At 72.0% G+C, this 19,494-nt stretch carries 14 protein-coding genes; 8 read left to right on the top strand and 6 right to left on the bottom strand.

What is annotated here, in order from left to right:
* Nucleotides 1–43: 43 nt before the first annotated feature.
* From BMY97_RS43760 to BMY97_RS43770, 3 genes are read right to left on the bottom strand one after another with little or no spacing between them, the layout of a single operon-like run.
* Complete coding sequence (locus BMY97_RS43760; RefSeq protein ID WP_091629325.1) at nucleotides 44–1,186, bottom strand: sensor histidine kinase; 1,143 nt, start codon at nucleotides 1,184–1,186, stop codon at nucleotides 44–46.
* Nucleotides 1,183–1,860 carry a response regulator transcription factor gene (locus BMY97_RS43765; protein ID WP_177231845.1) on the bottom strand — a complete coding sequence of 226 codons (678 nt, stop codon included), beginning with the start codon at nucleotides 1,858–1,860 and terminating at the stop codon, nucleotides 1,183–1,185. The genes BMY97_RS43760 and BMY97_RS43765 overlap by 4 nt, the downstream gene beginning before the upstream one ends.
* Before the next feature lie 53 nt (nucleotides 1,861–1,913).
* Nucleotides 1,914–3,398, bottom strand: coding sequence for a PucR family transcriptional regulator (locus BMY97_RS43770; protein ID WP_177231846.1), 1,485 nt, complete (start codon nucleotides 3,396–3,398; stop codon nucleotides 1,914–1,916).
* A gap of 104 nt (nucleotides 3,399–3,502) precedes the next feature.
* Here BMY97_RS43770 and BMY97_RS43775 point away from each other — a divergent pair, with 104 nt between their 5' ends.
* From BMY97_RS43775 to BMY97_RS43795, 5 genes are read left to right on the top strand one after another with little or no spacing between them, the layout of a single operon-like run.
* Nucleotides 3,503–4,945, top strand: a complete 1,443-nt coding sequence (locus BMY97_RS43775; RefSeq protein WP_091629346.1) for a sodium:solute symporter family protein — start codon at nucleotides 3,503–3,505, stop codon at nucleotides 4,943–4,945.
* Nucleotides 4,946–4,992: 47 nt separating this feature from the next.
* The gene (gene speB, locus BMY97_RS43780) at nucleotides 4,993–5,946 is read left to right on the top strand and encodes an agmatinase (RefSeq protein ID WP_177231847.1); all 954 of its coding nucleotides are present in this window, start codon (nucleotides 4,993–4,995) and stop codon (nucleotides 5,944–5,946) included.
* Nucleotides 5,943–7,586 carry a thiamine pyrophosphate-binding protein gene (locus BMY97_RS43785; protein WP_091629326.1) on the top strand — a complete coding sequence of 548 codons (1,644 nt, stop codon included), beginning with the start codon at nucleotides 5,943–5,945 and terminating at the stop codon, nucleotides 7,584–7,586. The genes speB and BMY97_RS43785 overlap by 4 nt, the downstream gene beginning before the upstream one ends.
* Complete coding sequence (locus BMY97_RS43790; protein WP_091629328.1) at nucleotides 7,583–8,980, top strand: aminobutyraldehyde dehydrogenase; 1,398 nt, start codon at nucleotides 7,583–7,585, stop codon at nucleotides 8,978–8,980. Before BMY97_RS43785 ends, BMY97_RS43790 begins: the two co-directional genes overlap by 4 nt.
* Before the next feature lie 7 nt (nucleotides 8,981–8,987).
* On the top strand, nucleotides 8,988–10,433 hold the full coding sequence (locus BMY97_RS43795) for a purine-cytosine permease family protein (protein WP_091629329.1): 1,446 nt from the start codon (nucleotides 8,988–8,990) through the stop codon (nucleotides 10,431–10,433).
* A gap of 58 nt (nucleotides 10,434–10,491) precedes the next feature.
* Here BMY97_RS43795 and dxs read toward each other — a convergent pair whose 3' ends face one another.
* From dxs to BMY97_RS47595, 3 genes are all read right to left on the bottom strand, one after another.
* Entirely contained in the window at nucleotides 10,492–12,420 is a 1,929-nt protein-coding gene (gene dxs / locus BMY97_RS43800) for a 1-deoxy-D-xylulose-5-phosphate synthase (protein ID WP_091629331.1), read from the bottom strand.
* A 189-nt stretch (nucleotides 12,421–12,609) separates the two neighbouring features.
* Nucleotides 12,610–13,806: an alpha/beta fold hydrolase gene (locus BMY97_RS43805; protein ID WP_177231848.1), complete on the bottom strand. Its 1,197-nt coding sequence runs from the start codon at nucleotides 13,804–13,806 to the stop codon at nucleotides 12,610–12,612.
* 2 nt (nucleotides 13,807–13,808) lie between these two features.
* Nucleotides 13,809–14,108 carry a hypothetical protein gene (locus BMY97_RS47595; protein WP_177231849.1) on the bottom strand — a complete coding sequence of 100 codons (300 nt, stop codon included), beginning with the start codon at nucleotides 14,106–14,108 and terminating at the stop codon, nucleotides 13,809–13,811.
* A gap of 282 nt (nucleotides 14,109–14,390) precedes the next feature.
* Between BMY97_RS47595 and BMY97_RS43810 the strand changes: the two genes are divergently transcribed.
* From BMY97_RS43810 to BMY97_RS43820, 3 genes are read left to right on the top strand one after another with little or no spacing between them, the layout of a single operon-like run.
* Nucleotides 14,391–15,860 carry an aldehyde dehydrogenase family protein gene (locus BMY97_RS43810; protein ID WP_091629335.1) on the top strand — a complete coding sequence of 490 codons (1,470 nt, stop codon included), beginning with the start codon at nucleotides 14,391–14,393 and terminating at the stop codon, nucleotides 15,858–15,860.
* A 46-nt stretch (nucleotides 15,861–15,906) separates the two neighbouring features.
* Nucleotides 15,907–17,448 carry an APC family permease gene (locus BMY97_RS43815; protein WP_091629337.1) on the top strand — a complete coding sequence of 514 codons (1,542 nt, stop codon included), beginning with the start codon at nucleotides 15,907–15,909 and terminating at the stop codon, nucleotides 17,446–17,448.
* On the top strand, nucleotides 17,441–18,988 hold the full coding sequence (locus BMY97_RS43820; protein ID WP_091629339.1) for a GMC family oxidoreductase: 1,548 nt from the start codon (nucleotides 17,441–17,443) through the stop codon (nucleotides 18,986–18,988). The genes BMY97_RS43815 and BMY97_RS43820 overlap by 8 nt, the downstream gene beginning before the upstream one ends.
* The last annotated feature ends 506 nt before the right edge of the window (nucleotides 18,989–19,494 follow it).

Genomic DNA, 19,494 nt, shown 5'->3' on the forward strand with positions numbered 1-19,494 from the left:
CGGATGGCCGGGGCAGCCACCGGTAGTGCCTTTTGATCGCGCGCTACAGCTGTGCTGCACCCGGCCCCACCGGCAACTGGACCACCACCGTCAGACCGCCGCCCACCACCGGTTCGGCGACGACCGTGCCGCCGTGGGCCTGGACTGCCGCGCGGACGATGGAGAGGCCGAGGCCGGCGCCCGTGCGGGCGGTGCGGGCGACGCCGGCGCGGCGGAACGGTTCGAACAGCTCTGGCACCGCGCCCGGGTCCAGCAGGCCGCCCGAGGAGCGCACGCGCAGCAGCGACCACTGCGGGCCCGGCTGGGTCACGATCTCGAGCCAGCCGCCGTCGACGTTGTGACGCACGGCGTTCTCCACCAGGTTGCCCGCGATCCGCTCCAGCAGGGCGGGATCGCCGTACGCCGGGGCGCCGGCGATGCTGAAGTCCGCGCGCAGGCTGCGCGCCGCGGCCTCCGAGCGCACCGCGGCCCAGGCCCGCTCGACGAGCACGGCGAGGTCCACCCGCTCACGCACCGCGAGGCCCGCGCCGTCGGTGCGGGCCAGCAGCAGCAACGAGTTCACCAGCTGCCCGGCGCGCTCGGTCGCGTCGCGGACCACCCCGCCCATGCGGCGCAGCTCGGCCTCGTCGGCCTGCTCGTCGGACAGCGTCACGTCCAATTCGGTGCGGATCACCGAAAGCGGGGTGCGCAGCTCGTGGCTGGCGTTCGCGACGAAGTGGCGCTGCGCGTCGAACGCCGCCTGCAGCCGGTCGAGCATGTCGTCGAAGGTGCCGGCCAGCTCGGCCAGCTCGTCGCGCGAGCGGATGTCGCCGATCCGCTCCCCCATCGACTCCACCGACAGCCGCCGCGCGGTGCCGGTGATCTCGCGCAGCGGCGCCAGCACGCGGGAGGTGAACGTCCAGGCCAGGATCGCGGCCGCGGCCACCACGAAGCAGAACGCCAGCGAGCCGAACAGCAGCACCCGGTTCACCGCGTGGGCGCGCAGGTGCTGGGCGAGGGTGGAGGCGTCGACGTCGACGCCGTCCACGCGCACGATCGTGCCGGGCGGCATGTGCGGCACGGCGTCCACCGCGTCGCCCACCAGCGACCACGCGAGCCACAGCAGCAGCAGGCCCGCCGCGGCCACCAGCACGGTCGCCAGGATCGTGACCCGGGCCCGCAGGCTGCGCGTGCCGGGCAGGTTCACTCGGCGCCGGCCGCCGGATCCGGCACGCGGTACCCCGAGCCGACCACGGTCTCGATGATGCCCGGCTCGCCCAGCTTCTTCCGCAGGGTCATCACGGTGACCCGCACGGTCGTGGTGAACGGGTCGGCGTTCTCGTCCCACACCCGCTCCAGCAGCTCCTCGCTGCTGACCACCGAGCCGGCCGCGGACAGCAGCACCTCGAGCACGCCGAACTCCTTGCGGGTCAGCTCGACCGGCCCGGCGGCGCGGCGCACGGTGCGCTTGGCCGGGTCGAGCTCGACGTCGGCCGCGGTCAGCAGCGGCGGTGCCGCCGGGGTCGCGCGGCGGCCGAGCGCGCGCACCCGCGCCACCAGCTCGGGGAACGCGAACGGCTTCGCGAGGTAATCGTCGGCGCCGAGGGACAGCCCGTCCACCCGGTCGGAGACGGAGCTGCTCGCGGTGAGCATGAGCACCCGCGTCAGCTCGCCGGACGCGACGATCTCGCGGCACAGCTCGTCACCGGACATCCCGGGCAGGTCGCGGTCGAGCAGGATCACGTCGTACCGCGTGACGGACGACTTCTCGTGCCCGTCGTCGCCGGTCAGCGCGACGTCCACCGCCATGCCCTCACGGCGCAGCCCGCGGGCGATCGCATCGGCCAAGGGCTCTTCGTCTTCGACTACCAGAATACGCACGACACCACAATCCCACAGTTTCCTGAGAGCGCCTGAGAGACCTGAATGGACACTCAGCTCCAGCGCAGCGCGAACCACAGCCGCATCCGGGTTTCGGGGTCGGCGAGGTCGGCGCCCAGCACCCGCTCGGCCTGCCCGATCCGGTGCCGGACGCTGTTGCGGTGCACGCCGAGCTCGGCCGCGGTGCGGTCCCAGCCGCCGTGGTGGGCGAGCCAGGCACGCAGGGTCGGGACCAGCTGACGATCGTGCGCGCGGTCCAGTTCGCGCAGCGGGGCCAGCATTCGCGCGGCGAACGCGCCGGCGGCGTCCGGGGCGACGAGCGCGTCGAAGTCCGGCGTGTCCGCCACCACCGGGCGTTCCAGCGCCCGCGCCCGGGCGAGCAGCAGCTCGGCCTCCGCGACGGCGCCGGGCAGCAGCGAGGCGTCGGTGACGGGCGACCCGGCGACGGCGAGCCAGCCGTGCTCGCGCAGCCCGTCGAGGTCCGCGGGCTCGGTGCCCGCGATCGCGAGGAACCGCGGCCCCGGCCGCACCTGCACCAGCGGGGTGTCGAGCCGCGCGCGCAGCCAGTCGTGCCGCCGGGCCGGCTCGTCCGGGCCACGCCGGTAGGCCACGCCCGTGATGAGCCGGCATTGCCCGCCGCCCACCAGCTTCGCCAGCGCCTCCGCGCCGTCCTGGCCGAGCAGCAGGCCGGTGGCCGCCGCGCCCAGCTCCGCGGTGTCCGAGCCGGCCCGGCCGACCAGCCCGAGCAGCGCCGCGCCGACGGCGAGGATCGCGCGGTCGCCGCCGTCGAACCGCCGCCGCCGGCCCAGCACGAACAGGTTCGCGGCAGTGGCCTGCGGGTACACCGGCTGCGCGACGACGTACGTGCCGTCCGGCAGCTCCGTGGTCGCGCTGCGGATGCCGCTGCCCGCGCGCACGGTCTCGAGCAGCTCGCGGACCTCCGGCGGCAACGGCTGGGGCGCGTTGTGCCCGGCGACCAGCACGTCGGCCGCGGCGACCAGCGCCGCCCAGCCCTGCAGCCGTTCGCCCAGCGCCGTCACCAGCTCGCCCAGGCCGCCGCTCGCCGCGCGCGTCAGCGCCTCACGCGCGACCGCCACCCGCCGTCGCTCGCGCTGGCCCGCTTCGGCGAGCGCGACGGCCACCGCGCGGCTGATCGCGAGGAACGGCGTCCGCGGCGGCACCACCAGCAGCGGCAGCCCGTACCGCGCGCACGCCGCGCGCAACGGCTCCGGCAGAGTCTCGTACATCGTTGGTGTGAGGCCGAAACCGAGCGCCGTCACGCCCGCGTCGCGCAGCCGCCGGACGTACCGGTCGGCCTGCGGCGGCAGGTTCACCCCCGCGGTGAGCACCAGCTCGGCGCCGAGCAGGTACGGCGCGGGGTCGTCCAGCTCGCTGACGTGCGCCCACCGCACCGGCGCGTCGAGCGCGCCCGGCCGCAGCGTCTCGGGGACGACGTCGAGTCCCAGCTCCGGGTTGCCGACGACGGCCCGTAACGGGACATTCACCTCAGCGGTCGACAGATCGAGGTTTTGGGTCATTTCATCCTGACCTTCGAGGATTCCTGGACAGATCATCCCATGCCGGAGGGGTGGCGGGCGAACCTACGGTGACCGGAACACCGGCCGAGGACGAGGAGGACACCGTGGGCGGCGACTACGCGGTGATCGCGCTGTACATCGCGGGCATGATCGGCGTCGGCTGGATCGGCCTGAAGCTGGCGAAGACCAAGTCCGACTACCTGGTGGCCGGACGGCGGCTGGGCTGGTTCATGTACTCCGGCACGATGTCGGCCGTGGTGCTCGGCGGCGCGTCCACCGTCGGCGGCGTGAAGCTCGGCTACACCTACGGCATCTCCGGCGCGTGGCTGGTGATCGCCATCGGCGCCGGCATCCTGGTGCTGCACGCGGTGTTCGCGCGACGGCTGGTGAAGCTGCGCGTGTACACCGTCGGCGAGATGCTCGACCTGCGCTACGGCGGCCGCACCAGCGCCGTTTCCGGCGTGGTGATGTGGGGCTACACGCTGATGCTCACGGTCACCTCGACGCTGGCGTTCGCCTCGATCTTCAAGGTGCTGTTCTCGATCCCGAGCTGGGCGGGCATCGCCATCGGCGGTTCGATCGTGGTGCTCTACTCGGTGCTGGGCGGCATGTGGTCGATCACGCTCACCGACATCGCGCAGTTCGTGATCAAGACCATCGGCATCCTGTTCGTGCTGCTGCCGATCGCGATCACGTCCGCGGGCGGCTTCGACGGCATGGCGGCCAAGCTCGACGCGACCTACTTCGAGTTCGGCGCCATCGGCGGGCAGACGATCTTCACCTACTTCCTCATCTACACCTTCGGCCTGCTCATCGGCCAGGACATCTGGCAGCGCGTGTTCACCGCGCGCACGCCGAAGGTGGCCACCGGCGGCGGCATCATCTCGGGCGTCTACTGCCTGGTCTACGGCGTCGCCGGCGCGCTCATCGGCACCGCGGCGAAGGTGCTGTACCCGGAAATCGGGAGCGCGCAGGACGCCTTCGCCACCATCGCCGAGCGGCTGCTGCCCACCGGCGTCCGCGGGCTGGTGCTGGCCGCCGCGCTGTCCGCGCTGATGTCCACCTCCAGCGGCGCGCTGATCGCCTGCGCCACCACCACGACGTCCGACCTGCTGCGCAAGGTCGGGCTGAAGGCGGGCGACGTGCTGCGCAACCGGATCACCACGCTGGTGCTCGGCATCCTCGCGATCGGCATCGCGATGATAGTGGACGACGTGGTGAACGCCCTCACCATCGCCTACGACATCCTCGTCGGCGGCCTGCTGGTGGCGATCCTCGGCGCACTGTTCTGGCCGCGCGGCACCCGACAGGGCGCGTACGCGTCGATGGTCGCCGGGACCGTTTCCGTCGTGGCGTTCATGATCATCGACGGGGTCGCCGCCAACAGCCCGATCTACTGGGGCCTCGGCGCGAGCCTGGTCGTGTACGTCGGCGTGAGCCTCGCGACGCCGCGCACCCCCGAAAGCATCCTGTCGGTCTGGACGCGGCGCCTGAACGGTTCCGCGGTCGCCGAAGAGGAGAAGGCGGCCGCGGCCGTCGAAGCCTGAAACCCCACGACAGCACCAGGAATCACCAGAATCAGGAGTACCCCGCAGTGACTGACCAGCCCCCGATCGGACCGCTCGACTCGTCGCGGGTCCCCCGCTTCGCCGGGTTCGCCACCTTCGCGCGGCTGCCGCGGATCGACGAGGTGGAGCACGCGGACGTCGCCGTGGTCGGCGTGCCGTTCGACTCCGGGGTTTCCTACCGGCCGGGCGCCCGCTTCGGCCCGGCGGCCGTGCGCGAGGCGAGCCGGCTGCTCCGGCCGTACCACCCGGCGCTCGACGTCTCCCCCTTCGCCGAGAAGCAGGTGGTGGACGCGGGCGACATCGCGGTGAACCCGTTCCACGTCGGTGAGGCCATCGAGACGCTGCAGCAGGAAGCCGAGTCGCTGACGGCGGACGGCACCCGGCTGGTGACCGTCGGCGGCGACCACACGATCGCCCTGCCGCTGCTGCGCGCGGCCGCGAAGAAGCACGGACCCGTTGCGCTGCTTCACTTCGACGCGCACCTCGACACCTGGGACACCTACTTCGGCGAGCCCTACACCCACGGGACGCCGTTCCGCCGCGCCGCCGAAGAGGGCATCCTCGACACGAGCGCGCTGTCGCACGTCGGCACGCGCGGGCCGCTGTACGGCAAGCGAGACCTCGAAGAGGACCGCCGGCTCGGCTTCGGCATCGTCACCTCCGGCGACGTGATGCGCCGCGGCGTCGACGAGACGGTCGACGCCCTGCGCCAGCGGATCGGCGACCGGCCGCTGTACGTCTCGGTGGACATCGACGTGCTCGACCCCGCGCACGCGCCCGGCACCGGCACGCCCGAGGCGGGCGGCCTGACCAGCCGTGAGCTGCTGGAGATCCTGCGCGGGCTGCGCGAGCTGAACCTGATCGGCGCCGACGTGGTCGAGCTGGCCCCGGCCTACGACCACGCCGACATCACCGCCGTCGCGGCCTCGCACGTGGCCTACGACCTGGTCAGCCTGCTGGCGTTGAGGAAGGGCGAATGACCCGCATCGGTGGTGACGTCGTCGTCGAGACGCTGCGCGCGCTCGGCGCGGACACGGTGTTCGGCCTGCCCGGGCAGCACGCGCTGGGCCTGTTCGAGGCGCTGCGGCGGGCGGACGACGTGCGGGTGGTCAGCTCGCGAGTGGAGAACAACCTGGCCTTCGCCGCGGACGGGCACGCCCGCGCGCGGCTCGCGGCCGACCCCGACGGCCCGGTGCCGGTGACGCCGATGGTCGTCTCCACCGGCCCCGGCGCGCTGCTCACTTTGGCTTCGCTGCAGGAATCCCGCGCGGCTTCCGTGCCGGTGCTGGGGATCTCCAGCCAGATCCCGGTCGCCGGGCTCGGCGGCGGGCGGCACGGCTACCTGCACGAGCTGCCCGATCAGCAGGCGAGCTTCCGCGACGTGGTGAAGTCCGTGCACGTGGTCCGCGCGGTCAGCCAGATCCCGACGGCGCTGCGCGAGGCCTGGGTGTCGGCGGCGACCGCGCCGTACGGGCCGGTGTGGGTCGAGATCCCGCAGGACGTGTTGCTGCAGCCGGTTTCGCTGCCGGCGCTGACGTCCGTGACCGCCGCGCCGGTGCCGCTGGAGCCGTTGCCCGAGCTGGTGGACGAGGCGGCGAAACTGCTGGCCGAGGCGAAGAACCCGGTGATCCTCGCCGGTGGTGGCGCGCTGCGCTCCGGCGCGCAGGCCGAGCTGAAGGCGCTGGCGGAAGCGTTGCGCGCGCCGGTGGTGTCGACGTTCGGCGGCAAGGGCGTTTTCCCCTGGGACCACGAGCTGTCCGCGCGATCGTGGCTGGAGGACTGGCACACCACGGAGTTCCTCGCCGCCGCCGACGTGCTGCTGGTGCTGGGCTCCGGCCTCGGCGAGCTGTCCAGCAACTACCGCGGGTTCGCCCCGCGCGGGCGGCTGGTGCAGGTCGAGGCCGACCTGGGCAAGCTGGAGTCGAACTACCCCGCGCTCGGCCTGCACGCCGACGTCCGGCTCACCGTCGGGGCGCTGCTGGAGCAGGTGCCGATACGGCGTTCCGACGGCCGGGCCGAGGCCGCGGTCCAGGAGCTGCTGGCCAAGGTCGAGTCGCGTTTGGACAGCCAGCCGCTGACGGCCGAGCGCAAGCTGGTCGACGACATCCGCGCGGCGCTGCCGCCGGGCACGCAGACGTTCTGGGACATGACGATCGCCGCGTACTGGGCGTGGTCGGTGTGGAACCCGGACGGCGCGCCGATCCACACCGCGCAGGGCGCCGGCGGCCTGGGTTACGGCCTGCCGGGTGCGCTCGGCGCCGCGGCCGCCGGGATCCCCGCGCTGGGCGTCTCCGGCGACGGCGGCGCGATGTACGGGCTCGCGGAGCTGGCCACCGCCGTGCAGCACGGCCTCGACGTCACCTGGCTCGTGGTCGACGACGGCGGTTACGGCATCCTGCGCGAGTACCTGACCGACACGTTCGGCCGGACCACCGCGACCGAGCTGCCCCGGCCGGACTTCGTCGCGCTGGCGGAGTCCTTCGGCGTGCCCGCGCGGTTGTCCTCATTGGACACCGTGGGCGCGGACCTGGCTTCGGCACTGCAGACCCCGGGCCCGTCCGTGGTCGTGCTTCCGGCCGTGCTGAAGATGTTCGCCCCGACCCACCTGGAGCAGCGGTGACCCACGTCCTCAACTTCGTCGACGGTGCTTCCGCGGCGGCCGGCGGATCCCTCGAGCTGACCGATCCGGCCACCGGCACGGTCTTCGGCACCAGCGTCTGCTCCGGACCGTCCGAAGTGGACGCGGCGATGACGGCCGCGGCCCGCGCGTTCGAGACCTGGCGCCGCAGCACCCCGGCGCAGCGCCAGCACGCGCTGCTGAAGATCGCCGACGCGGTGGAGGCCCGCGCCGAGGAGTTCGCCGATGCGGAAGTCCGCGAGACCGGCAAGATCCGCGCCGTCGTGCTGGACGAGGAGATCCCGGAAAGCGTGAGCGCGCTGCGGTTCTTCGCCGGCGCCGCCCGGCAGCTGGAGGGGACGGCCGCGGGCGAGTACGCGCCCGGCCACACCTCGGTGATCCGCCGCGAGCCGGTCGGCGTGTGCGCGCAGATCGCGCCGTGGAACTACCCGCTGATGATGGGCGTCTGGAAGATCGCGCCGGCGCTGGCCGCCGGGAACACCGTGGTGCTCAAGCCCGCCGAGACGACCCCGTCCACGGCCGTGCTGCTCGCCCGGGTGGCCGCGGAATTCCTGCCCGCGGGCGTGTTCAACGTGCTGTGCGGCGACCGGGAAACCGGCCGCGCGCTCGTCGCGCACCCGAGCACCGAGCTGGTCTCCATCACCGGCTCGACGCGCGCCGGGATCGACGTGGCGACCGTCGCGGCGGCCGACCTCAAGCGGACGCACCTGGAACTCGGCGGCAACGCTCCCCTGCTGGTCTTCGGCGACGTCGACCTGGCCGAAACGGCGGCGGACGTCTTCGGCGCCGCGTCGTACAACGCCGGCCAGGACTGCACCGCGGGCAGCCGGGTGCTGGTGCACGAGAGCGTGCACGACGAGTTCGTCACCGAGCTGGTCAAGGCGGCCGCCGCGGTCCGCCCCGGGGTGGGCTACGGCCCGCTGAACAGCCGCGCGCAGCTCGACCGGGTGCTCGGCCTGATCGACCGGCTGCCCGCCCACGCGCGGGTCGAGACCGGCGGCACCGCGCCCGGGCCCGGCTTCCACTTCGCGCCGACGGTGGTCTCCGGGCTGCGCCAGGACGACGAGATCGTGCAGGAGGAGGTCTTCGCGCCGGTGGTCACCGTGCAGCCGTTCGCCGACGAGGAGCACGCGGTGGAGCTGGCGAACGGCGTGCCGTACGGGCTGGCCTCCTCGGTCTGGACGCACGACCTCGGCCGCGCCGCCCGGCTTTCGCGCGACCTGGACTTCGGCTGCGTCTGGGTGAACACCCACGGCCCGCTGGTGGCGGAGATGCCGCACGGCGGCTTCGGCCATTCCGGCCACGGCAAGGATCTCTCGGCCTACGCCTTCGCCGAGTACACCCGCGTCAAGCATGTGATGACCCGCTTCGAGTGAGGAGCCGATGAGCGAGAAGATCACCGAAGTCGAGCAGCACGGCATCGCGCCGATCCCGCCGGCGGAGCAGACCTCGCGCCCGCGCGACCTGTTCCGGCTGGCGTTCGGCGGCGCGAACACCTTCGCCACGATCATCCTCGGCACGCTGCCGATCGCGTACGGCCTGAGTTTCTGGGCCGCGCTCGCGGCGACCGCGACAGGGGTGGTGCTCGGCGGCCTGGTGCTGGCGCCGATGGCGTTGTTCGGCCCGTTGACCAGGACCAACAACGCGGTGTCGTCCGGCGCGCACTTCGGCGTGGTCGGCCGGTGCGTCGGCTCGTTCCTCTCGCTGCTGACCGCGATCACCTTCTTCGCGATCTCCGTGTGGGTCAGCGGCGACGCCGTCGCCGGTGCGGCGCAACGACTTCTCGGGTTCGACGGCGGGGCGGCGCTGCGTGCGGTGGCGTACGGGCTGATCGCCGTCGCCACGCTGGTGGTCTGCATCTACGGCTACCGGTTCATGCTGCTGGTCAACCGCGTCGCCGTGGTGCTCGGCACGGCGATCATGCTGCTCGGGGTCCTCGCCTACGGCGGTTCGTTCGACCCGGGTTTCGCCGGCACCGGGGCGTACGCGCTGGGCACGTTCTGGCCCACCTGGATCCTGGCCGTGCTGACGGTGATGGCCAACCCGATCTCGTTCGGCGCGTTCCTCGGTGACTGGTCGCGCTACATCCCGGACCGCTACCGCCGCCGCTCCCTGCTGGCCGCGCCGTTCCTCGCGCAGCTGGCGACGTTGCTGCCGTTCGGCTTCGGCATCGCGACGGCGACGCTGGTCGCCGACCCGGCCGACTACGTCACCGGGCTGACCGCGGTCTCCCCGCTCTGGTACGCGATCCCGCTGATCGTCGTCGCGCTGGTCGGCGGGCTGTCCACGGGCACGACCTCGTTGTACGGCACGGGTTTGGACTTCAGCTCGATCTTCCCGCGCCTGTCCCGGGTGCAGGCGACGCTGCTGATCGGGACGTTGAGCGTGCTGTTCATCTTCGTCGGCAACTTCGTGTTCGACATGGTGTCCAGCATCAACGCGTTCGCCACGCTGATCGTGCTGTGCACCTCGCCGTGGATGGTGATCATGATGATCGGCTACGTCCAGCGCCGCGGTTATTACGACCCGGCCGACCTGCAGGTGTTCAACGAGGGCCGCACCGGTGGCCGCTACTGGTTCCACCGCGGCGTCAACTGGCGCGCGATGGCGGCCTGGCTGCCGGCCACGGCGCTGGGCCTGCTGTGCGCGAACACGCCCATGATCACCGGGCCGTTGCACGACATCGCGGGCGGCGTGGACATCAGCCTGGTCGTGACGCTGGGCGTGGCCGCGGTGGCGTACCCGGTGCTGGTCAAGCTGTTCCCGGAGCCGCGGGAGGTCTTCGGCCCGGCTCCGGCCGGCACCGCCGTGGTGGCCGCGGAAGCCTGACGCACCACTACAAAACGGCGCGTTCCCGGTCCCGGGAACGCGCCGCCTGGTGCCTGCTTCAGCTTCGCGGGTGTTCCGCCGGCACGTCCTCGGCCCGGGCCGCCGAGCCCAGCCGTCCGGAGGCCCATTCGGTGATGCGCCGGGCCACGTCCTGGGCGGTCAGGCCGACGCGGTCGAGGACCTCGTTGCGGGTGCCGTGCTCGTGGAAGTCCTGTGGCACAGCCAGATCACGCAGCGGGACGTCGCACTCGGCGTCGCGCAGGACGGTCGCCAGCGCGGAGCCGAAACCGCCGTGGCGGCCGCTGTCCTCCACCGTCACCACGAGCTTGTGCTGCTCGGCGAGCGCGACCAGCTCGGCCGGCACCGGCACCACCCAGCGCGGGTCGGCCACGGTCACGCCGATGCCCTGGGCCGCCAGGCGATCGGCGGCTTCGAGGCCCAGCTTCGCGAACGAGCCCACCGCGACCAGCAGCACGTCCGGCGTGCACACCTCGCTCGGGCGGCGCAGCACGTCGACCGTGCCGATCCGCTCGAGGGCGGGCACGTCCGGGCCCACCGAGCCCTTCGAGAACCGCAGCGCGCTCGGACCGTCCTGAATGGACACCGCCTCGCGCAGCTCCTCGCGCAGGGTCCCCGGGTCACGCGGGGCGGCCACGCGCATGCCGGGCACCATGCCCAGCAGCGAGAGGTCCCACATGCCGTGGTGGCTCGGCCCGTCCGGCCCGGTGATGCCCGCCCGGTCCAGCACCAGCGTCACCGGCTGGCGGTGCAGCGCGACGTCCATCAGCACCTGGTCGAACGCGCGGTTGAGGAAGGTCGAGTAGACCGCCACCACCGGGTGGTAACCGCCCATCGCGAGCCCGGCCGCCGAGGTGACGGCGTGCTGCTCGGCGATGCCGACGTCGAACCAGCGGTCGGGGAACCGCTCGGCGAACTTCTCCAGCCCCGTCGAACGCAGCATCGCCGCGGTGATCGCGACGACGTCCTCCCGCTCGGCGCCGATCTTCGCCAGCTCGTCGCCGAACACCCCCGTCCAGCTCGGGCCCTTCACCGGCGGCAGCCCGGTCTCCGGGTCGATCGGGTCGGTCTGGTGCATCTGGTCGGCCTGGTGGTTCACCGCGGGCGCGTAGCCGTGGCCCTTCTCGGTGACCACGTGCACGATCACCGCGCCGCCGAACGCGCGGGCGCCCTGGAACGCCTTCTCCAGCGCCACCAGGTCGTGCCCGTCCACCGGGCCGAAGTACTTCAGGCCGAGGTCGGAGAACATCGCCTGCGGGGCCAGCGCGTCCTTGAGGCCGGCCTTCGCGGCGTGCAGCGCGGCGTAGATCGGCTTGCCCACCACCGGGGTGTGGCGCAGGATCTCGCGGCCGCCGTCGAGCAGCCGCTCGTAACCCGGCTGCAGCCGCAGCGCGGCCAGGTGGTCGGCGACCCCGCCGATGGTCGGCGAGTAGGACCGGCCGTTGTCGTTGATCACGATCACCACCGGGCGGTCCCGGTTCGCCGCGATGTTGTTGAGCGCCTCCCAGCACATGCCGCCGGTCAGCGCGCCGTCGCCGACCACCGCGACCGCGTGCCGCCGCGGTCCGCCGGACAGCTCGAACGCCTTCGCCAATCCGTCCACATAGGACAGCGCGGTGGACGCGTGGCTGTTCTCCACCAGGTCGTGCTCGCTCTCGGCCCGCGACGGGTAGCCGGTCGGGCCGCCGAGCTGGCGCAGCCGGTCGAACTCGCCGTGCCGCCCGGTCACGATCTTGTGCACGTAGGCCTGGTGCCCGACGTCCCACACGATCGCGTCGCGCGGCGAGTCGAACACGCGGTGCAGCGCGAGCGTGAGCTCCACGACACCGAGGTTCGGGCCAAGGTGGCCGCCGGAGCGCCGCACCTTGTCCACCAGGAAATCCCTGATTTCGGCGGCCAGCTCGTCGAGGTCCTCGACGCTCAGCCGCTTCAGGTCGGCCGGTCCGTGCACCGACTCCAGCATCGTCACAGCTCCACCTCGCCTGGTTCCCTTCGCTCCGCCGCGTTCGAGCCAGTCTACGGACGGGCGCCACCTCGCCTCGGCCGCCCGCGTCGTGGATCACAGGCCCGGCCCGCACGCAACTCCACTGTCGTGTGCGAAACCGGGCCACCCGATCGACCCCCGATCACTCCGTGTGGCCGCGATGACCCGTTCCCGTCACGGAACGGGCTGCGGCTCCGGGCTCGGCGCGCCTTCGCAGCTGTCGACGATCGGCACCCCGGTCGCGAAGAACGTGACCAGCTTGCTCGCACACGGAAGGTTCGCCAGCGATCCGTGCACGTCGTCGCCCACGGTCAGGACCGAACCGCCGATGCGCTGCTGCATTTCCAGGGCGCCCTGGTACGGCGTCACCGATTCGTAGCGGTGCGCGATGAGCTGCAGGGGGCTGTGACCGGGCCGGTAGCCGACGGGCTTGCCGGTGTACGGCCAGTCGAAACAGCTGCCGGAGTAGCCCGGTTGACCGCCGGCCGACAGCGGGTAGCGCGCCTCCGTCACGGTGTAGTCGTCCCACACCTGGTCCAGATCGCGGCTGCTGGTGGTGTCGGCGCAGTTGACCGCGTGCTGGACGTACCGGTTCAGCGCGTACGGGCGCTTCTCGTCCCAGCCGAAGCCCGTCGCGGCCGGTTCCCCGGCCCGCGCCGACGGCGCCGGGTCCTTCCCCGCGTGCACGGCGGCCAGCGCCGAGGCGGCGGTCCCCCAGCCGGGCGAGGTCGACCCCACCTGGTTGAACACCCAGGTGTCGTTCAGCGTGACCGGCACCCCGTTCTGGACGATCTGCCGCGGGCGGGCCTTCAGCTCGGTGAACATCGCCAGCTCGGTGGCCACCACCTCGTCGGCCGTCCTGCCCAAGTGGAGCACGGCGTCGCGCTCGGCCATCCAGCCGGCGAACCGGTGCAGGTTCTCGTCGTGCGCCCGGGTTTCCACCCGGTCGAACCGGTCGAGGTCCAGGTCCGGGGGCAGCACCGAGTCGATGGCCATCTTGTCCACGTGCTCGTCGAACAGGCTGCGGTAGGCCGCGCCCAGCGCGGTGCCCCAGGAGACGCCGAAGTAGCTGATCTTCCGCTCGCCCAGCGCCTCGCGGATCCGGTCGACGTCACGGGCGATCGTGACCGCGCCGAGGCCGGCGGCGAACTCCGGGTCCTTCTCCGCGCAGCCGGTGTACCGGGCGCCCCGCCAGCGGACCTGGTCGAGCCACTGGTCCTTTTCGGACTCCCCCGGCCGGGGCTCCGGCGAGCCGCCCAGCGCCTGGCAGTCGATCTGCCCGCTGTAGCCGGTGCCGCGCGGGTCGAAGCCGACCAGGTCGTAGTACTTGGCCAGCTCGCCGAGCCGGCTGGTCCGGATCAGCTCCGGCATCATCATCCCGGGCCGCCCGGCCCGCCCGGGTTCAGCACCAGCACGCCCCGGCGGTGCGCCTGGTCGGACGCGGGGATCCGGTCCACCGCGAGCTCCGTGGTCCGCCCGTCCGGCCGGCTGTAGTCGACCGGCACGGTCACCGTGGTGCATTCGGCGCTCGTGCCGGCGTCCTTGGGCCACGAAGCGGCCAGCTGCGTGCACGGCGCCCAGGTCGGCGGCGGTGCCGCCGCCTCGGCCGGCGCGGCGAGCCCCAATGCCGCCACCGTCACGCTCACCACCGTGGTCACCTTGCGAATGGACATTCCACGCTCCTCGGATGAACCCTGTCGCCGACAGCTCGGCGAGGGTGAAAGGGATTGCGCGCCAACGGATCCCGGGAAAACCCGGCCTGCCGCGGCTGTCGTCCGGGAAGTCGGCGGGCAGCGCCGCGAGGTTCTCTTCCGCCTCGTTTGTGACCAGGGTCACTCGGTCGGACCGGGGCGGGAGCCTCGTCACAACCGGTCCGGTGACGCGCCCGGCCGACTCGCGATCGCCCCGCGTGGCCGGGATAATCCGGACACCGGAAACGATCGCGAGAGGACCTCATGGCGGACTTGTACATCGGTGGCGAATGGGTGAACGCGAAAGCGGGCGGCCGCCGCGAGATCCGGTGCCCGGCGGACGGGACCCTGGTCGACACGGTCGACGAGGCCGGCCGCGCGGACACCGAAGCGGCCATCGCCGCCGCCCGCCGCGCCTTCGACACCGGTCCCTGGCCCTCGACCGGCGCCGCCGAGCGTGGCGACCTGCTGCTGCGCACGGCCGCGCTGCTCGACCGCGACGCCGAGGCGTTCGCCCGCGCCGAATCGCTGGACACCGGCAAACGCCTGGTGGAGAGCCGGTACGACATGGCCGACATCGCCGCCTGCCTGCGGTACTTCGGCAAGCTCGCGGCCAACGACGCCGGGCGCGTGGTGGACACCGGCAGCGCGGACTCGTTCAGCCGGATCGTGCACGAGCCGGTCGGCGTGTGCGGGCTGATCACGCCATGGAACTACCCGCTGCTGCAGACCATCTGGAAGGTCGCGCCGGCGCTGGCCGCGGGCAACACGTTCGTGCTCAAGCCCAGCGAGCTGACCCCGCACACGTCGATCATGCTGATGCTCCTGCTCGGCGAGGCCGGACTGCCCGCGGGCGTGGCGAACCTCGTGCTCGGCGCGGGCCCGGAGGCGGGCGCGCCGCTGTCCGAGCACCCGGACGTCGACCTGGTGTCCTTCACCGGCGGGCTGGCCACCGGGAAGGTGATCGCCGCGAACGCCGCGGCGACCGTGAAGAAGGTCGCCCTCGAGCTGGGCGGCAAGAACCCGAACGTGGTGTTCGCCGACGCGGACTTCGAGACCGCCGTGGACTACGCGCTGACCGCCGTGTTCCTGCATTCGGGCCAGGTCTGCTCGGCCGGCGCCCGGCTGATCGTGCAGCGGGAGTGGCACGACGAGTTCGTCGGCGAGCTGGTGCGCCGGGCCGAGCGGATCCGGCTGGGCGGGCCGTTCGACGAGAACGCCGAGACCGGGCCGCTGATCTCCGCCGCGCACCGCGAGAAGGTGGAGCGCTACGTCGCCACCGCGATCGCCGAGGGCGCCGTGCTGCGCACCGGCGGCAAGCGCCCTGCGGCGCCCGAACTGCAGGACGGCTTCTACTACCTGCCGACCATCCTGGACAACGTGGCGCAGGGCAGCACCGCCGTGGTCGAGGAGTCGTTCGGGCCGGTGCTGACCGTCGAGACGTTCACCGACGAGGACGACGCGGTCCGGATCGCCAACGACACGCACTACGGCCTGGCCGGCGGCGTGTTCACCAGCGACGCCGCACGCGCCCAGCGCGTGGCGAACCGGCTGCGCCACGGCACGGTGTGGATCAACGACTACCACCCGTACCTGCCGCAGGCGGAGTGGGGCGGCTACAAGCAGTCCGGGTTCGGCCGCGAGCTGGGGCCGACCGGGCTGGCCGAGTACACCGAGGCCAAGCACATCTACCAGAACCTGCGCCCGGGCCCGCAGCACTGGTTCGCCGGTTAGCGCTCCAGCTCTAGTCCGATCGAGACCCACCGAAAGGACCAGTGCCGTGAGCACCGACACCGGTGACAGCGAGCTCAGCGAATTCGGCTACACCAACCAGCTCAAGCGGACGCTCGGCAGCTTCCACACCTTCGCCGCGGGGATCAGCTACATCTCGGTGCTCACCGGGGTGTTCCAGCTGTCCTACCTGGGCCTGTCCGAGGGCGGCCCGGCCTACTGGTGGTCGTGGCCGATGGTGTTCGCGGGCCAGCTGATGGTCGCGCTGAGCTTCGCCGAGCTGGCCGCCCACTACCCGGTCGCCGGATCCGTCTACAACTGGGCGAAGAAGCTCGGCAACTCGCACGTGGCGTGGCTGGCGGGCTGGATGATGCTGCTCGCGTCGATCGTCTCGATCTCCGCGACGGCGCTGGCCTACCAGCGGACGCTGCCGCAGATCAGCTCGTTCTTCCAGTTCATCGGCGACGGCTCGGGCACCAGCGACGCGGCCAACGGCGTGCTGCTGGCCGCCGTGCTGATCGTGTTCACCACGCTGGTGAACGCCTTCGGCGTGAAGCTGATGGCGCGGATCAACAGCGCGGGCGTGTTCATCGAGCTGCTCTTCGCCGTGCTGCTGGTCGTGTTCCTGGCGTTCCACTTCGTCCGCGGGCCCGGCGTGGTCACCGAGACCAACGGGACCGGCGAGGGCCACGCGGGCGGCTACCTCGGCGCGTTCCTGATCGCCGCGATCGCCTCGTCCTACGTGATGTACGGCTTCGACACGGCGGCCTCGCTCGGCGAGGAGTCGGTGGACCCGCACCGCAACGCGCCGAAGGCGATCATGCGGGCGCTGGTGGCTTCGTTCGTCCTCGGCGGGCTGATCATCCTGTTCGCACTGATGGCCGTGGGCGACATCCACGCCCCGGAGCTGGGCACGGTCGGCCTCCAGTACGTGCTCACCGACGCGCTCGGGCCCGCCATCGGCCGGGTCTTCCTGTTCGTGGTCTTCATCGCGATCACCGTGTGCGTGCTCGCCGTGCACACCGCGGCGATCCGGATCGCGTTCGCGATGGCGCGGGACAACGCGCTGCCCGGCGGCTCGAAGCTCGCGCACGTCAACAAGAAGACCGGCACGCCGGTGCTGCCCGCGATCGTGATCGGCGTGATCGCGGTGGCGCTGCTGCTGGTGAACATCAACTCGTCGCAGATCTTCTCGGCGGTGACCAGCCTGGCGATCATCCTGATCTACGTGGCGTACCTGCTGGTGACCGTCCCGATGCTGGTGAAGCGGCTGCGCGGCGAGTGGCCGCGCAAGGACGCGCCGGCCGGCCGGTTCTCCCTCGGCCGCTGGGGCCTGCCGGTGAACGTGCTCGCGGTGCTGTGGGGCCTCGCGATGACCGTGAACCTGGCCTGGCCGCGCACCGAGATCTACAACGCGACCCCGCCGTACCACTGGTATCTGCGGTGGAGCTCGGTGCTGTTCGTCGCCGTGTTCGCGGCCGGCGGGTTCGCCTACTACTGGTTCGTGCAGCGGCACAGGATCGGCGTGCTGGCCGACCACGCCGCGGCTCCGTCTTCGTCTTCGCATTCGCAGGAGGTAACCGATGAGTGAGTTCGACTACGTGGTCGTCGGCGGTGGCACGGCGGGCTCGGTGGTGGCCGCGCGGCTTTCGGAGGACCCGGACGTCACCGTCTGCCTGCTGGAGGCCGGACCGTCCGATGTGGACGATCCGGCCATCCTCGAGCTGACGAAGTGGATGGGGCTGCTGGAATCCGGTTACGACTGGGACTACCTGGTGGAGCCGCAGGAGTCCGGCAACTCCTACCTGCGCCACGCGCGGGCCCGGGTGCTCGGCGGCTGCTCCTCGCACAACTCGTGCATCGCGTTCTGGGCCCCGGCCGAGGACCTCGACGAGTGGGCTTCGCTGGGCCTGCCCGGCTGGTCGGCCGCCGACGTTTTCCCGCTGTACCAACGTCTCGAGACCAACGACGGGCCGGGCGAGCACCACGGCCGCTCGGGGCCGGTGACGATCCGCTCCGTGCCGCCGCGCGACCCCGCGGGCGTCGCGCTGCTGGCCGCGTGCGCGCAGGAGGGCATCCCGACCACGGAGTTCAACTCGGGGCAGACCGTCACACACGGCGCGAACTGGTTCCAGATCAACGCGCGCGAGGACGGCACCCGCTCCTCGGCGTCGGTCTCGTACCTGCACCCGATCCTGGGCCGGCGGCCCAATCTCGAGGTCCGCACCGACGCGCGGGCCAAGCGCCTGCTGTTCTCGGGACGGCGCTGCGTGGGCGTGGAGTTGCAGGCGCCGGACCTGATCCACAGCGACAAGATCACAGCCGGCCGCGAGGTGATCCTCAGCTCCGGCGCGATCGACTCGCCGAAGCTGCTGATGCTGTCGGGCATCGGGCCCGCCGAGCACCTGCGCGAGGTGGGCGTGGACGTGCTGGTGGACTCGCCGGGTGTCGGGGCCAACCTGCAGGATCACCCGGAGGGGCTGGTCCAGTGGGACGCGCTGCAGCCGATGGTCACCGAATCCACGCAGTGGTGGGAAATCGGCATCTTCACCACCACCGAGGACGGCCTGGACCGGCCGGACCTGATGTTCCACTACGGCTCGGTGCCGTTCGACCTGAACACCCTGCGCTACGGCTACCCGACGACGGAAAACGGCTTCTGCCTCACGCCGAACGTCACGCGCAGCCGCTCGACGGGCACGGTCCGCCTGCGCACCCGCGACTTCCGCGACAAGCCCCGCGTGGACCCGCGCTACTTCAGCGACGAGCACGACATGCGCGTGATGACCCACGGCGTGCGCCTGGCCCGCTCGATCGCGGCCCAGCCGGCGATGGACGAGTGGGCGGGCACGGAGCTCTCCCCCGGCCGAGACGTGACCACTGACGACGAGATCGCCGACTACCTGCGCAAGACCCACAACACCGTCTACCACCCCGCGTGCACGGTGAAGATGGGCCCGGACTCGGACCGCGCCGCCGTCCTGGACGAGCGCCTGCGCGTACGCGGCGTGGACGGCCTGCGCGTCGCGGACGCCTCCGCGATGCCCTTCCTGGTCGCCGTCAACCCATGCATCACGACGATGGCAATCGGCGAAAAGTGCGCCGACCTGGTGAAGGAAGACCACTCCTGACCCCATGAAAACCGAGCGGCCCACGGCCGGCGGCGCCGTAGGATCGGTCTCCTGGGGCATCGGGAGGTCGCGTTGGGCGATGGGTCGGTGAGAAGGTGCCGGACGGTGGCGGGCCGTCGCCGGGAGCTTGGGGTGATTCGGTCAGACGTGTCCGGGTCTGGCTGGGCGGCGTTGCTTCGGTTAGGTGGTGCGGCGTTGCTTCGGTTCGGCAGTGCGGCGCTGCTTCGGTTCGGCAGTGCGGCGCTGCTTCAGTTCGGCAGTGCGGCGCCACTTCAGTTCGGCAGTGCAGCGGCGCTTCGCTTCGGCAGCACAGGAACGCAGCCGAGTCTGCAACCCGCACCACCTGGGGACGGGCCGTTTCGCCCCGGTCGCGCAGCGAGGCGGCGGTGCATGGCAGCCAGCGCTCCGCTGCGGCCGTGTCATGACAACCGTGTAAGCCACGGATGGACCAAGATCGGGATCGCTGACGGCGACCCAGAAAGGCTCTATCTGTGACTGAGAACACA

Source organism: Amycolatopsis saalfeldensis, assembly GCF_900110575.1.
Lineage (GTDB): Bacteria > Actinomycetota > Actinomycetes > Mycobacteriales > Pseudonocardiaceae > Amycolatopsis > Amycolatopsis saalfeldensis.

Coding starts and splice junctions, on each gene's coding strand:
- BMY97_RS43770 (WP_177231846.1), bottom strand. CDS start 3,398: ATGACCCAAAACCTCGATCTGTCGACCGCTGAGGTGAATGTCCCGTTA.
- BMY97_RS43785 (WP_091629326.1), top strand. CDS start 5,943: ATGACCCGCATCGGTGGTGACGTCGTCGTCGAGACGCTGCGCGCGCTC.
- BMY97_RS43795 (WP_091629329.1), top strand. CDS start 8,988: ATGAGCGAGAAGATCACCGAAGTCGAGCAGCACGGCATCGCGCCGATC.
- BMY97_RS43805 (WP_177231848.1), bottom strand. CDS start 13,806: ATGCCGGAGCTGATCCGGACCAGCCGGCTCGGCGAGCTGGCCAAGTAC.
- BMY97_RS47595 (WP_177231849.1), bottom strand. CDS start 14,108: ATGTCCATTCGCAAGGTGACCACGGTGGTGAGCGTGACGGTGGCGGCA.
- BMY97_RS43810 (WP_091629335.1), top strand. CDS start 14,391: ATGGCGGACTTGTACATCGGTGGCGAATGGGTGAACGCGAAAGCGGGC.
- BMY97_RS43820 (WP_091629339.1), top strand. CDS start 17,441: ATGAGTGAGTTCGACTACGTGGTCGTCGGCGGTGGCACGGCGGGCTCG.